The organism is Dietzia sp. ANT_WB102 (assembly GCF_008369165.1).
In the GTDB taxonomy this organism is placed as follows: Bacteria; Actinomycetota; Actinomycetes; order Mycobacteriales; family Mycobacteriaceae; genus Dietzia.
Genome location: NZ_VOBA01000001.1, coordinates 1143156 through 1157915, shown reverse-complemented (window position 1 = coordinate 1157915; position 14760 = coordinate 1143156). Strand labels below are relative to the sequence as shown.

Sequence of the window (14760 nt, the reverse complement as noted above, 5' to 3'; positions counted from 1 at the left end):
GTGGGCGTCAGCTGCCCAGGCCCGCGCTGCCGAGGCTGCCCGTGGAGTCATTCGTTCCGTAGTTCGGCTTTGCCCCACCCTCGTAGGCATGGAACGCGTAGCGCTGGCCATCAACAGTGCAGGTCATGAACACGCCGGTCTGGAAGTCAGCCCGCTCCCCCGAGGACGGGTGATCAAGCCGCACGGTCTGTTCAAACGCCTGGTTAGCCTGGATGGAGATGGTCGTCCCCACCACGCCGTAGTGGCCGGCGAGACGCGCCTGCTCAAGGGCTGCGTCGTTCTGGTTGAGAGCGTCCCACTCCGGGTTGAGGAATTCGGCAGCACTGCCGGCCTGGACCTGCGCGGAGCCGAGGCTGATCTGCTGCGCACCGCCCGCCTGGGTCGGGAGGTTGAGGGTGAGATCCGCGAGTTCGGACAGCGGGTACTGAGTGAAGTAGTCGATCGACCGGGCGACGACCTCGGCGGTGGTGACCGTGGCCGCCGGGCCGCCGCCGATGCCGGTGCAATTGAGGTTCGACGCGGTGTTGTTTTGGACGACAATCCGAACGGTGCCCGCTTCGAGATCGACCGGCTCGACATCGAGCTGGACCTTAGTGCTGTCGACCGGGTACACGGTGGTGCGCGGGTTGTTGCCCGGAATCTGGGCATTGACGGTCGGCGCTGCAACAGCGACGAACGCCGCGGCTATTCCGAGCGCCGCAATTCTGGCGGAAGGGTGCCACGTGCGTGCCATGGATCGTTCTCCTTAGGGTTGGCTTAAATCCGGAAGAAGTGGAATTCCGGGCCGCCAGCAGGAGGCCGGTCTTCCACCCAGATCGATAGTCCCCACGACTGTGGCACAGCACACATGGATGGCCTGCCCTTTACTGTCTCATTCCCATAACTTTATAAACCTCTGTAAACAAAAACACCTCCCTTCCCGTTGGCAACTCGTACGGCTCCGCTAGACGAAAAACCCACTCACCAGTCAATAGATCTCGCCGATGCGCCCGACGCCAGAATCGCCCCAAAATGACACCGCGTCCATTTCGGTGTAACAAATCCGTGATGCGCCTGAGTAATCTGTGTCACACTTCGAACGCTACGTGCAACGGAGGCCGCCAGGCCGCCAGCCTCCCGCCCGGGCTCGACCTCACATAATCGTCTGTTTATGGGGCGGCTCCGGCGGATCCCTCGAGAAAAGGACGTCCAATGTTGTTGAAACGCGCTGCGGCGATCGTGGCCAGTGCCGCGATGCCACTGGCCGCCACTGTCGCTCTCGCCCCCACCGCGATCGCGCAGGAAACCCCGACAGGCCCGTCGCCGGTTGCCGTCTCCTACACCTGCACTCCTGACGCCGCGCAGAACATCGGCGCGCAGGGGGCCTGGGTCAACGAGGTCGAGGTCTCCTACCCCGAGACCGTCGCGCCCGGAGAGTTCTTCTCCGTGTCGATCCACCCGGGAGAGATGAAGCCCAACCAGACGAGGACGGGCCGGGTCACCTACGACATCACGGTCCCCGAAAACGCGGACTACCTGTCGTATGAGATCTCGGGCCAGGCGGCCGGTTTCAACTCCGGAACGGCTCAACTGACCGCCCTGGATCCCACCACCGTCCGGTTGTGGGGAGGTACATCGCCCCAGAACGGCACATCGACGAACTCGGGCTTGGCCAAGACGAGCAGTGCTGTGTTCCGGCTGCCCGAGGTCACCTTCACGATGCGTGCCCCGAGCACGTCGGACACGGAGATCACCTTCGATCTCGGGCAGTTCCTTTACACCCGTGGGACCAGCAACACGGGCACCGCCGTCACGTGCACGCCGACCAACCCGGATGGGCTGGACACCCTCACCTCCACCACCGTCAGCGACGAGCCCTGGGTCCCGTTCGAGTGGGAGACCGATCTGACTGTGAAGGCGCAGGTGGGAACCCTCGGGGAGACGACGGCGCCCGTGAGCGTGGTGACCTCGTTCGAGCGGCCCGCGAAGGACCTGCCGGAAGGGACCAAGATCCGGATCCTCCGCGACGGCGAGGAGATCGATGAAATCGAGGTTCCGGAGACCGGCAACTCTGTGACGATCGAGGACGAGGTGACGCGTGCACCGACAAACAAGGTGTACCGCTACACGGCCGAGATCGTCGAGACCACAGACGAGGTCGGGGATAGCTGGTCCGGCAGGACGGCAGCCGCGGCGCCAATCATCGTCACCGGCACCGGCTCCGGCGAGGCGCCCGACGGTAGTGGCTCGCTGGACTCCGGCTCAGTGGGGATCGGTTCCCTGGTCGATCCGATCGATTCTGCGATTGCTGGCTCGCTCACCTCGAGCCTGTCCGGATCCGCTGGTTACGACCTCGCGCCGCTCTCCAGCCCGACCGTCACGGGACTACTGAGCTCCGCCAGCTGAGTCACCTCGCATCACGCAGAAGGGCCCGACCGCGCAGTCAGCGCGGTCGGGCCCTTCTGCGTGAGCAGTCAGTCCCGGATATCAGGGGGGAGCTGGAGGCGGGCGGTCTGCTCCACGTCCGGGTCGACGCCGGGACGCTCGCGGCCAGCGACCGCTCCCCCGGCCCCGGTGTTGTCGGCGCCGGAGGCATCCCCTGGCTCACCGTCAGGTTCGACGTCGGACTGCTCATCGACCTGGCCATCGGTCTGCTCATCGGGATCCGCGCGTCGCCGATGACGCCGACCACTCGACGGCGTCGCGCCCACCTTGGCTGCGAGGTCCGCAACCGTGAGTCGGCCTGTGTCGCCCTCCGAACCTTCCTCTGCAGTCTCGGAGCCGTGACGGCCGCCCGGGGTCCGCTCGAGGTCCGAGCCGCCGTCGATGCGGGCGGCGTCAAAGCGCGCCACCTCGTCACGTATCTCGTCCTCGTCGTCCTCTGAGCCGAGCGGTTTGATGCCGGCGCCGCCGGTCGTCGCGCCGGCGGCGAGCGGCGGGACAGAGGCGTCCTCGGGATAGGCCTGCCCGATACCGCGTGTCGGTCGCGACAGTGGGGGCCTCGGCGCCAGGTGGTCGGCCGCGACATCACCGCGAGCCGGGACCGGGCCCGACGGTTCCATGATCTGCGCGAAAGGATCGGGTTCCTCGACGATGGGCTCCCCGACATCCTCCGTGGCATCCGTGTCCTCGGCGGTGGGCTCGGCGGCCGTGCCCGAGACATCGCCGCGATCGGCCACGACGGGAGCGTCGGTCAGATCGCGAACGCCCTTGCGCTCGGGCACCAGACGGAGGTGCCCAGCCCGCCGGGGTTCGAGCGCCGACGGTGTGGTGTCCTCGCCGGAGGGCTCGTCCGAGAGCTCGTCGGTGGCCCCGACGATGACGTTGTCGGCTGTGGGAGCGGCGCCCTCGTCGTCGACGACGGCAAAGTCCTCCGGATCGGGCAGCCCTGCAGTGGACGGGTCGCCGTGAGTCCCGGTGCCGACCTCGCCATCCATCCCGACGGTGGGGTCGGCCTCGGGTCCCGCCGCGGCACCTGGCGCACCCGGGTCGATCTCCACGGGCAGCGCGCGAGCCCGTCCCCCGATCGGCGGGAACGGGGCCAGCACATCGGCCGCACCGTGCAGCGCCACCACGACGTCGTCCCAGCTGGAGGGGTCGTCGACGCCGTCGATCGTCGCCGCGACCCACTCGCCTTCGGCCCAGATGCGGCGCACCCCGGCAGGCACGTCACCCACGGCGTCGACCAGTCGGCCGCGATCGATGAGGTCGAGGCGACCGTAGTCGGAGGTCCGGGCCTCCAGCGCGCCGATCTCGCCGGCGTCGTGGAAACCGGGTTCGGCGTCGATGTCCGGGCGGCTCAGGTCGAGTACCACGTCGGAGGCCGTGTCGCGGCGCAGCGCGATCACCGTGCGCCCGCCGGTGACGCCCATGATTGCCCGTCGGCCGCGGAACACGCCGTGGGAGACCGTGCCCAGGGCGCTGAGCCCGCCCGCAAAATCGCCGTGCATGAACTCCGGCGCCGGCGTGGGGGTGGGCGCGAACTCTCGGTCCTCCAGCCAGCGCACGACAGGCGAACCCGCCAGCGGGTCCACGGGGGTCTCCTCGACCGGCTCGGGCGCGGCACCACGCCGCCGCCGTGCGGGGAGTAGGGCCCGTACCCGGTCGAGAAGTCGCGGCGAGGACTCTACCGTCGACCCCGTCGGCTCCGTCGGGTCGAGCGGAGCGGGCTCGTCCTGGTCGAGCGGAGCGGGCTCGGGGTGATCGGCCACGGCGCGCAGGTCTGCGTCGCCGTCAGCGTCGGCGTCTGCAGCGGGGGCAGGATCGGTCGCGGCGTCCGGCTCCGGCTCGTCGCTCTCCTTCGGCTCCTCGATCCCCGCGGCCGCCGGGGTGTCGATGTGCGGGTCCGCGGGCAACTGGAACGGCGCGAGACGGGGTTCCGACCCACCGCTGGCGGCTCCGGCCCCCTGCTCGGCCTCGTCCGCCGGAGCGGCGGAGAGGGGGTCTTCGTCGTCGTCGCTCGGCAGTTCTCCGACCGGCGGGGCGCCGACGGCCCCCGATCGTCTCCCCTGGGCGGCGCCGTCATGCCGGGCATCGCGACGGCGCACGCCGCCACCGCGCTGCTTTGCGTCGAGGCGCAGCAGGACGATCGCCGCGACGAGCAGCACGAGAGCCACGAGGAAACTGATCCAGACCATGCCCTCGAGGGTAGTCAGCGCCAGCGGTCTGGCCGGTCAGGCGCCACGGCGCGTGGGTGCGAGACGGGCCGGCAGGGCGGGCGTCCGCAGCCCGGGGTGCAGCTAGCGGGGCTGATCGCCGAGCGCGACCGGCCGCTTCCGGTCCGCAGACCACTGCGACCACGAACCCGGGAACAACCGGCCGGCCTCCATGCCTGCGACCTCCATCGCCGCCAGCGTATGACAGGCATGGATGCCCGAACCGCAGTAGACGACCGCGTCCGCACCATCGGTCACGCCCACGTCGGCGAACATCCGGCGGATCTGGTCGGACGGCAGGAAGTGGCCGGTCTCGTCGAGGAAGTTCCCGGTGGGCATGTTCACAGCGCCCGGAATGTGGCCGGCGCGCGAGTCCATTGGCTCCGTGCTGCCCTCGTAGCGCTCCGGCGTGCGGGCGTCGATGAGCACGCCCCGCTCGGGCCACGTCGCGGCGTCGTCGATGCCGACAGTGTGCATGTGGTCCAGGTCGAAGGTGAAGTCTCCGCGCGTGACCGGGTTACCGGGCCCCACCGCCAGGTCCTCCCCCTCCGCGATCCACGCCTTGAGGCCACCGTCGAGCAGGTAGACGTCCTTCTTGCCCGCCCAGCGCATGAGCCACCAGGCGCGTGCGGCGGAGGTGTTACCGCAGTCGTCGTAGATCACCACGCGGCTGTCGTCGTCGATACCGACCCGGCGCAGTGCGCTCTGGAAATCATCGGGCGACGGGAGTGGGTGGCGCCCCTCGCGGACGTTGCGCTGGCCCGCGAGGTCGCCGGGCAGGTCCATGTACTGCGCGCCGGGGATGTGACCGGACCAGTAGTGCTCCCGCCCACGGGTGTCACCGAGCTGCCACCGCACGTCCAGGATGACGGGGGTCGGCAGGGTGGCGACGTCCTCGATCAGCTCGCGGGCCGTGACGAGGAGGGGACGGACCTGGGTGTCAGTGGCGGGGTCTCTGGTCACATGCCCAGGATAGTCCTTACGACGGCGAAGGGTCCCTTCCACTTTGTCCCGCGGTGACCGGCTTCACGCGGACGCCGAAGCCCTGGTGACTGCGCACACCGCTGCCGGCCAGCCGACGCCCGCGCGGCGGTTCAGGCGGCTGCGGGCCCGCCCTCGCGCGGCGGGAACACCTCCAGCGGCCCCGGGGTCAGCTGCCACACGATGTCGGCGGCTTCCTGCGCGACGTCGGCGAGGCGCTGGAGCCGGCGCTGAACGGTCGCGCGGCCATGCTCGCGAAGGAGCTCCGCCGCCTCGTCGACCAGTCTGGCCACATAGGTGCCGTACGCCATCCGGTCCACGAGAGTGCGCGGCATCGCGTCGGCGATAACCGACCCGCACTGCATTGCAGTGGCGGAGAGCATCTGCAGCGGCACCAGTTCGAGCGGCGTCTCCGGGCGCGGATCAGGGATTACTCCGACGCCCTCACCCATGTCCATCAGCTCCCCCGCGTACTCCGGGCGCGGGATGAGGTCCCGCTGGAGGAGGTATTCCAGGACGAGGGCCGCCGGCGGCTCCTCGCCCGGGAACACCGCGTCGGCGTCCGAGGCATCCCCCGGGGCAGACGCTAGGCCCGCCTTCGCGGCCACTGCCCGCCTCAGTGCACCGGCAGTGCGGGCAGCCCAGCCGAGTTGCTGGCGGGCCTGCTCGAGCAGGATCCATGCGGTGGTCGGGTCCCCCTCCTCCAGTCGCTGGCGCAGGGAGAGTTCAACCAGGGTGCTCATGGTGAGGAGCTGATCGACCATCCGCCCCAGCAAGCGGGCCCGATCGGAGGCGTCCTGGCCGCGACCGGACCCGTCCGATGCGATGTCCGTGAGCCAGACGGACAGGCCCAGGGTCAGCTGCTCAACCGACCCCTGGGCGTAGTCCAGGCCCCGGTCCTGGTCCTCGAAGAGCAGAGCCTTCGTGAATACAGCCGGGATTCCTCCGTGAACGTCTCCGTCGGTCGGTCCACCCACGGCCGCGGTGCCCCGGGTGGGAATCGGGTCACCGTGGTCGGGGTTCTGGGGTTCGGGGTTCTGGGGTTCGGTCATGCCTGGCCGCCTTTCGGGGATCGCGGTCGCTAAGTCCGGCGGTGAGGAGGTCCCGGGAGGGAACGATGTTCGAACTCCTGCGCGTGGTCACTGAGACTCCTCGGGTAGGTCCGGGTCGCGAGTCGGGTGCTCGCACCACTCAAGACCACCACGGGAGTTTCCGCAGGTCAAGTGTCCTATTTACGGGTTTTGGACCGACGATTTACATGGGCAATCGCCGCGGTTCGATGCGCTCTTTTGGCCTATTTTTCGTCCGGTAAACCCAGTTTTTTGTTCGAATTTCAATCGCCGTTCGCGTCACCCTGAGACCCGAAAACCCACAACTCTTCTACCTGCACCGATGGCCGCGTTGGCCCCCCCGGGAAGACCCACGCCGCGACACCCACTGGGGTCTCCAACCCCACCCGCGCGCCGGACCGCGGGCCGTTGAGGGGGCTAGCCCCGGGGTCGGATACCGTCCTCGGACTGCCCCCGCGAGCACCGCGACACCCCGAAAATAGTCTGTGTGATTTACGTCACATCCAGCCTCGCAGTGCGGTTTCCTCCCGTCTGTGTGACAGGTTCGCGCCCTCGTTGAGTTGACAGGCTCCGTGAAACCACGCCTTTCACGGCCCAAACAGGCCGATAGTCAGCAGACACGACGAGACGGGCCCGACCACCATCCCCGGGTGGTCGGGCCCGTCAGACGCCGAGCGCGTCAGCGGCGCGTCAGCCGTGCATCAGTTGAGACTGAGCGACTCCCCGTCCTCTGCCAGCGAGACCCGCACGGTGTCGCCGTCTCGAATGTCGCCACCGAGCAAGGCACGGGCGAGCTTGTCGCCGATCGCCTGCTGCACCAGCCTGCGCAGCGGGCGGGCGCCGTAGGCCGGGTCGTAGCCGCGGCGGGCGAGCCAGCCCTTGGCCGCGTCGTCGACCTCCAGCACCAGACGCCGACCCTTGAGTCGGCGGGCGAGCTCATCGATCTGGATGTCGACGATCGACTCGAGCTGCTCCTCGCTGAGCGGATCGAACATCACGACGTCGTCGAGACGGTTGATGAATTCCGGCTTGAAGGCGCGCTTGACCGCGTCCATCATCTGCTCGCGGCTCCCGCCCGCGCCCAGGTTGGACGTGAGCACGAGGATTGTGTTGCGGAAGTCGACCGTGCGCCCCTGCCCGTCGGTGAGGCGACCGTCGTCGAGCACCTGCAGGAGGATGTCGAAGACGTCCGGGTGCGCCTTCTCGACCTCGTCGAGCAGGACGATCGTGTACGGCCGGCGTCGCACCGCCTCGGTCAGCTGTCCACCGGACTCGTAGCCGACGTACCCCGGAGGGGCACCGACGAGCCGCGAGACGCTGTGCTTCTCGGAGTACTCGCTCATGTCGATGCGGACCATCGCCCGCTCGTCGTCGAACAGGAACTCCGCCAGCGCCTTGGCCAGCTCGGTCTTACCGACGCCCGTCGGTCCGAGGAACAGGAACGACCCGGTGGGACGGTTGGGGTCGGCAACCCCGGCTCGGGCCCGACGCACGGCATCGGACACGGCCTGGACGGCCTCGCGCTGGCCGACGACCCGGTGACCGATCTCGTCCTCCATGCGCAGCAGCTTCTCGGTCTCACCCTCGAGCATCTTGCCCACGGGGATACCGGTCCACACGGAGACGACCTCGGCGACGTCCTCGGGCCCGACCTCCTCCTTCAGCATCGCGCCGGCTGCAGCCTCCGACTCCTCGGCGTCGGCGAGCTGCTTTTCCAGCTCCGGCAGACGGCCGTAGCGGATCTCGGCCACCCGGGCGTAGTCGCCGTCGCGCTCGGCCTTCTCGGACTCGGTGCGCAGGGCGTCGAGTTCCTCCTTGATCTTCTGCACGCCTTCGATGGCGGTCTTCTCGTTCTGCCAGCGGGCGGTGAGCTCGGAGAGCTTCTCCTTGGCGTCCGCCAGCTCAGCCTGCAGGGCCACGAGGCGGTCCTTGGACGCCGCGTCGGTCTCCTTGCCCAGCGCCACCTCCTCGATCTCGAGTCGGCGCACGATTCGCTCGGCCGCGTCGATCTCCTCGGGCCGCGAGTCGATCTCCATCTTGAGCCGGCTGGCAGCCTCGTCGACCAGATCGATCGCCTTGTCCGGCAGGAACCGCTGCGTGATGTAGCGGTCCGAGAGCGTCGCGGCGGAGACCAGGGCGGAATCGGTGATGCGCACACCGTGGTGCACCTCGTACCGTTCCTTGAGTCCCCGCAGGATGCCGACGGTGTCTTCGACGCTCGGTTCGCCCACGTACACCTGCTGGAAGCGACGTTCCAGGGCGGCGTCCTTCTCGATGTACTTGCGGTACTCATCGAGGGTGGTGGCGCCGACCAACCTCAGCTCTCCGCGGGCGAGCATCGGCTTGATCATGTTGCCTGCGTCCATCGAGCCCTCGCCGGTCGCGCCGGCCCCCACGATCGTGTGGATCTCGTCGATGAACGTGATGATCTGCCCCTCGGCGGCGGTGATCTCGTCGAGCACGGCCTTCAGTCGCTCCTCGAACTCGCCGCGGTACTTCGCGCCGGCGACCATCGAGCCCAGGTCCAGCGAGAGCAGAGACTTGCCCTTGAGGGACTCGGGGACGTCTCCTGCGACGATGCGGCGGGCCAGCCCCTCGACGATGGCGGTTTTGCCGACGCCGGGCTCACCGATGAGGACAGGGTTGTTCTTGGTGCGTCGGGAGAGGACCTGGACGACGCGGCGGATCTCGGAGTCACGCCCGATGACCGGGTCGATCTTCCCCTCACGGGCGCGGGCGGTGAGATCCGTGGCGTACTTCTCGAGCGCCTGGTACTGGTCCTCGGGGTTCTCGGTCGTCACCCGCGTGTTCCCGCGGACGGCAGTGAAGGCCTGCTTGAGGGCGGCTTCAGTCGCGCCGAGCTCAGTGAGGAGCTTGGCCGCGTCGCCACCCGTGTGGCCGGCGGCGATACCGACGAGGACGTGCTCGGTGGAGACGTAATCGTCGCCCATCTCCGCCGCGAGGGTCTGGGAGTGATTGATGACGGCGAGGGCATCACGGTTCAGATTGGGAGCGGCGAGTCCCGAGCCGGACGCCTTGGGATACCCGCCGACGAGCTCCGTGGCCTGGGTCAGCACCAACTGTGGGTCCACGCCGCAGGCCTGGAGGAGCGGCTTGGCGATTCCGTCCTGCTGCTCGAGAAGTGCAACGAGCAGGTGCCCCGGACGCACATCCGGGTTGCCTGCCGCGGAGGCGGCCTGGACTGCGGCCGACAGAGCTGCCTGGGTCTTGGTCGTGGGGTTGAACTGACTCATCGACCGGTCCTTTCTTCGACGTATGGTTGAGCGTACTGGAATCAATAACCGGCACTGTGCGCAACGGACATCCCGTACAACCGCCGCAACCTTGAGTCTATTCCGCTCAGGTCGACATCCTTGGCGCGGACGTCGCTTTACCTGAGTACGCTCTTGTTCTCCGGCGATCCCGTCCCCACTCGCCGCCCCTCAAACCCACAGGCAGGCCTCATGCCCGACGTGCCCTTCCCTTCCTCGGTTCCGTCGGCTGCGGAAAGCAGCAGGTAGAGCCATGGGCTACGACAGCCCTCTGGCCCGCGCGACGAGGCTGCCCGTCTACTTTCTGGCGGTGACCATTCCGGTGGAGATCGCCCGCGACATGGTCCCCGACGCCCGCACCGGATGATCCCGCGCCGACTCGTGCCGCGCGTACCCCATGCCGTCGCAAGCAGCACCCAGCCCGCCGCGCGGTCGCTACGAAGTAGTGGTGACAATGGTGACGGGAGAACCGGAGGGTAACCGATGAGGAACGGCGTCGTGGTCGATATCGGCGGCAGTGGTACGCGCATCGGCGCCGTCGTCGACGGCCACGTGATTGGGGTCCACGCGGTCGAGGTGGCCACGGCCGAGGACCTCGCCACTGCGGTCCTTACCGTCGATGACTCGCCAGCCGGCGTGGGCGTATCCCTCAGCGGCCACGTCGACGCCGACCGAGGCCGGGTGGTGTCCTCGCGGGCCGCCGCCTGGGCGGAGGGTGAGCTGCGCACCGAGCTCGTGTCGCTGGTCGACGCTCCCGTTTCCGTCATCGGCGACGGCGACGCCCACGCGCTCGCGTTGACGCGATTGCCGGAAGTCGAGTTCGGCGGGATCGCCATCTCACTCGGCTCTTCCCTGGCGTTCGGTGCACTTAATCGCCACGGAGCTCTCATTCACCCGTGCGGCCGCACCGGGTGGGATCTCGGGCATTGGCGCATCGTCGGGGACGGCGCCAACACCGAGGCCTGGTGGGGCCTGGGCGGTCACGGACTGTACGACCTCGAGCGTGAGCACGGGGACGGCGCCGCCGAGATCTACGCCTACCGGCTCGGTTCGTTCCTCGTGGATGCCGTGCAGCTCTTCCGCCCGCGGACAGTACTGCTCACCGGGGGGATCGTCGTGGGCCTGGGTGAGGCTCTCCACGTCCCGGTCGCCGAGCAGCTGCAGTCACTGCCGATTTCCGTGGCCACGCCGCGGGTGGTCTTTTCGCCATCGCGGGATACCGCCCTGTTCGGTGCGGCGGTGGCCGCTGGACTGGCGTTGCCGGAGCTGCGCTGAGCCGGAGCCCCCGGCCGGGTCCGGCCGAGGCGAGCATCCGTTAGACCAGCACCGGACGGGTCTGGCCGATCCGGCGGGCACAGTCCAGCATGGTCGACGGGATGGAGGCCGGTTACCGGAGGCTGGAGGCGGAGGTGTTGACCGGACTGTGACCGGCGGTCGCGGTCCGGGCCGCCACGACCCGCTCGACCACCAACACGATCAGCACCACGACGACGCCGGCCGCGACGGCGACCAGGACCGCGGGCCAGTCCGAACCGGGGGCCAGGACGTCGGCCTCGTCGGTCTGCCAAGGCCACAGCGCGCGCAGCGACCCCAACATGAGCCCCGCCATCGCCATCAGGGTGGGCTTGCGGAAGTTCTCGAGCAGCCGGTCGAGGACCTTGACGAACAGGGAGATGCCCACGAGCGCCCCCAGCGCGAAGACCCCCAGGTAGGCGACGTTTCGCTCGTCCACGGCACCGAGGGTCGGGGCGTATAGCCCCATCGCCAGCAACAGGTACGACCCGGAGACGCCGGGCAGCACCAAGGCGCAGATCGCCACCGCCGCCGCAACGAACACCAGCAGATACGACGGGTCGTCGATCGATCCGCTCGGCAGGCCGGACAGCACGAACGCCAACACCGCCGCGACGACGAAGATCAGCCCCGCCGCCCAGCCGCGCCCGCCCGGGGTGGACCGCGCCATCCCCAGCGGCACGGCGATGCTGGCCGCGACCATTCCGAGGAACAGCCCACGGGAGATCTCGGGGCTACCCTCGACAAACCCCTTGAGCACCCCGGCCAGCGTGAAGACCATGACGAGCATCCCCAGCGCGAGCGGTAGCAGCAGCCACCAGTCGACGTGCCGGAACGCCGCACGGGTACGGGCCCGCCGCTCCGGCCCGAGGGCAGCCGAGCGAACGCCGTCGACGACGTGCGCTCCGGAGTCCAGTAGTCGCGGGTACACGCCCGTCACCAGCGCCACCGTGCCGCCCGAGACCCCGGGGACGAGCTCCGCCATCCCGATGAGTCCGCCGCGGACTACGTTGCCGAGCAGTCCGAGCGGTCCCGGGCGGGTCGGCGCCGGGATCCGGGGGTCGAGATCGACGTCGGCGACCGGGTCGTGGCCCGGGTCGACAGGGCCGGGGTGAGCGTGCTCGGTCCTCGACGAATCGGTAGTCATCGTTCCAGCTTCCCCGAAGCGGACCGCTCGGACCAAGCTACGCACCCGTCGCCCGGCGGGGATGACTACTCTCGGGGGTCAGCGGCGCGTCATCCGGCGACGTGCCCCGGGCTGGCGTGGGAGGTCGGGACATGCCGATGCACTACCCGCCCCTGGCCGACGGCACCTACCGCTACGGCGACCCGCCACAGCCATTGCCCTCCCCGGTTCCCGGACCGGACCCGCACGCCCCGGACCTGAACGCGGACCCCGGTGCGGCCCCGGATGGCCGTCCCGGCGACGCCCCACTTCCGGCCGGCGCACCGGGAGAACGCCGCCCTCGAGGCACGGTCGCGGCTGCGGCGATCATCGGCGTGGCGGCCCTCGTCGTCGTGGTCTCGGGCGTGATCGTCCTCGGTTCCGGGTCCGACACTGGCCGCGGTGCCGACCCCGGCCGCGACCTCTTCCCCCAGGCTCTCCCACCGTCGGAGCGCACCCCCGGTTCCGGCTCGTTCACCGTCGACGGGACGTTCACCGTCGTGGCCACCCCCGCCGAGCCGGTCTCCGGCGACCGCATCGGCTGCGACCTGCCCATCACCCTGTCGGACATCGGCGAGGGGACCACCATCACACTCATTGAGGGCGGCACGTCGCCGATCAGCTCGGACATGCTCGCCTACTCCGGCGGCGACCTCTCCTCCTGCACGTTCACGTTCGAGTTCGCCGATGTCCCCGCCGGCGGCTCGTTCTACATGGTGGAACTCCCCGGGCGCGGCCGGCTGACCTACACCGAGGACGAACTACGTGCGGGGGTCGACATCACCCTCGGGCGCTGAGCCGCACCACGCGGATAGGGTGGGTGACAGCGGGATCCCACCGCGAGGACAGGTCTGTTTCCAGGACGACGAGACGGGAGGCGTGCGACGGTGATCAACGGCCCCGGGGCGGAACCAGCCGACGAGTCGTTCCGTGCCTCCGAGGTGGAGCGCCTCGTCTCGGATATCGACCTGGACCCGTTCCTCGGGCCGCGAAGGGACCCGTTGGCGGACCCGCTCGAACAGCCGGTCGACGTCGCCCCGGAGGCGCCCCCGCTCCTGGTGCTGCGAGACCTACTGTCCGACGAGCGGTTCCCGGAACTGTTCGCCCGGGCCCTTCGCGCGGCCGACCCCGACTTCCGTGAACTCTTCCCCCGCGACGCCACACCGGTGCTGCGGGACTTCGTCCGCGCGATGCGGTGGGCGTTCGAGACCACCGAGTACGCGCACGGCGACCGGGCGAAGGTCGAGAATGTCGTCGAATTCGCCCGCGACCTGGGGGCCGATCACCGCAAACTCGAACTGACACCCGGACATCACCAACGCTTCGGGGAGGCGCTGGCCCACACCCTGCGCCACCTCGCCGGGCGGGGCTGGGACGATCGGCTGGAGACCGCCCTCGGCACCGCCTACCAGGTGCTCTCGACCGCACTGCAGCAGGGCGCGGCCGTCGAGAACGGGCCCGCGCGCGTCGGCGCGACCGTCGTGGAGGTCCTGCGACCCACGCGCGACGTGGCGGTGGTGCGGCTCATCAGCGACGTGATGATCGACTACCACCCGGGGCAGTACCTCAGCGCGCTCACGCCCTACTCGCCGGGCGTGTGGCGGAGGCTGAGCCCGTCCATCCCATCGAACCCGGCCGGGCAGATTGAGTTCCATGTCCGCGACGTGCCCGGCGGCGCGCTCAGCGGGTCGCTCGTCCGTGGCGTCGGGGTGGGCGACCGATGGGTGCTCGCCCGCCCGCTCGGGCTACTCGAGGTGGACCGGACCGAGCCGTTCCGCGATGTGCTCATGATCGGGGGCGGAACCGGGATCGCGCCGCTGCGGTGCCTGCTGCTGGACATGATGCGCCACGGCGACAACCCGCGCGTGCACCTGTTCTACGGGGCCCGTTTCCCCGGCGACCTCTACGATCTGCCGACGCTGGTCGACCTCGCCGCGAGCGCCCCGTGGTTGACCATCCAGCCCGTCGCCGAGGAGGACGAGGACCCCTGGTGGGCCGGGCCCCGGCAGGAGCTGCCCCGGACGCTGCACCGTCAGCAGACCGGAACCCTCGTCGAGGCGGTCACGCAGTGGGGATCGTGGGCGGACCGGCAGGTCATCGTCTCCGGGTCTCCCGGCATGGTGCGTGCGACGGTCCGTGGGCTGGTCGCGGTCGGCACTCCCCGGGCGAACATCAGCTTCGACCGCCCCTGACGTCGCCGCCCCTGACATCACCTGCCCGGTCGGCGCCCTGGAGGCACCCGGCCGCCGCTTACGCTGCCCCTTCGGCTTGCGATGGCGGTATGTACGCCTTGTTCCGCGGTGCGCTGGCGCTATGGACCGCAGAGGACGCGCAGGTCACGGCCG

General features: G+C 69.4%; 10 protein-coding genes. 4 read left to right on the top strand and 6 right to left on the bottom strand.

Going from position 1 to position 14760, the window contains the following annotated elements:
- Positions 1–7 precede the first annotated feature (7 nt).
- Positions 8–733, bottom strand: coding sequence for a hypothetical protein (locus FQ137_RS05250; RefSeq protein WP_149291457.1), 726 nt, complete (start codon positions 731–733; stop codon positions 8–10).
- Positions 734–1191: 458 nt separating this feature from the next.
- Here FQ137_RS05250 and FQ137_RS05245 point away from each other — a divergent pair, with 458 nt between their 5' ends.
- Positions 1192–2385 carry a hypothetical protein gene (locus FQ137_RS05245; RefSeq protein ID WP_149291456.1) on the top strand — a complete coding sequence of 398 codons (1194 nt, stop codon included), beginning with the start codon at positions 1192–1194 and terminating at the stop codon, positions 2383–2385.
- 68 nt (positions 2386–2453) lie between these two features.
- Here the strand turns inward: FQ137_RS05245 and FQ137_RS05240 are convergent, their stop codons facing one another.
- From FQ137_RS05240 to clpB, 4 genes are all read right to left on the bottom strand, one after another.
- Positions 2454–4616 carry a hypothetical protein gene (locus tag FQ137_RS05240; RefSeq protein ID WP_149291455.1) on the bottom strand — a complete coding sequence of 721 codons (2163 nt, stop codon included), beginning with the start codon at positions 4614–4616 and terminating at the stop codon, positions 2454–2456.
- Positions 4617–4718: 102 nt separating this feature from the next.
- Positions 4719–5597 (bottom strand): sulfurtransferase, encoded by an 879-nt coding sequence (locus tag FQ137_RS05235; protein WP_149291454.1) that lies wholly within the window; start codon positions 5595–5597, stop codon positions 4719–4721.
- 131 nt (positions 5598–5728) lie between these two features.
- Complete coding sequence (locus FQ137_RS05230; RefSeq protein WP_149291453.1) at positions 5729–6667, bottom strand: hypothetical protein; 939 nt, start codon at positions 6665–6667, stop codon at positions 5729–5731.
- 719 nt (positions 6668–7386) lie between these two features.
- Positions 7387–9939, bottom strand: a complete 2553-nt coding sequence (clpB, locus tag FQ137_RS05225) for an ATP-dependent chaperone ClpB (protein ID WP_149291452.1) — start codon at positions 9937–9939, stop codon at positions 7387–7389.
- A 501-nt stretch (positions 9940–10440) separates the two neighbouring features.
- Between clpB and FQ137_RS05220 the strand changes: the two genes are divergently transcribed.
- Positions 10441–11232, top strand: a complete 792-nt coding sequence (locus tag FQ137_RS05220; protein WP_149291451.1) for an ROK family protein — start codon at positions 10441–10443, stop codon at positions 11230–11232.
- A gap of 112 nt (positions 11233–11344) precedes the next feature.
- Here FQ137_RS05220 and FQ137_RS05215 read toward each other — a convergent pair whose 3' ends face one another.
- Complete coding sequence (locus FQ137_RS05215) at positions 11345–12397, bottom strand: DUF368 domain-containing protein (RefSeq protein WP_149291450.1); 1053 nt, start codon at positions 12395–12397, stop codon at positions 11345–11347.
- Positions 12398–12528: 131 nt separating this feature from the next.
- On the opposite strand from FQ137_RS05215, the gene FQ137_RS05210 reads away from it, so the two are divergent.
- Positions 12529–13212, top strand: coding sequence for a hypothetical protein (locus tag FQ137_RS05210; protein ID WP_149291449.1), 684 nt, complete (start codon positions 12529–12531; stop codon positions 13210–13212).
- Positions 13213–13302: 90 nt separating this feature from the next.
- Positions 13303–14607, top strand: a complete 1305-nt coding sequence (locus tag FQ137_RS05205) for an FAD-binding oxidoreductase (RefSeq protein WP_149291448.1) — start codon at positions 13303–13305, stop codon at positions 14605–14607.
- Positions 14608–14760: the final 153 nt, after the last annotated feature.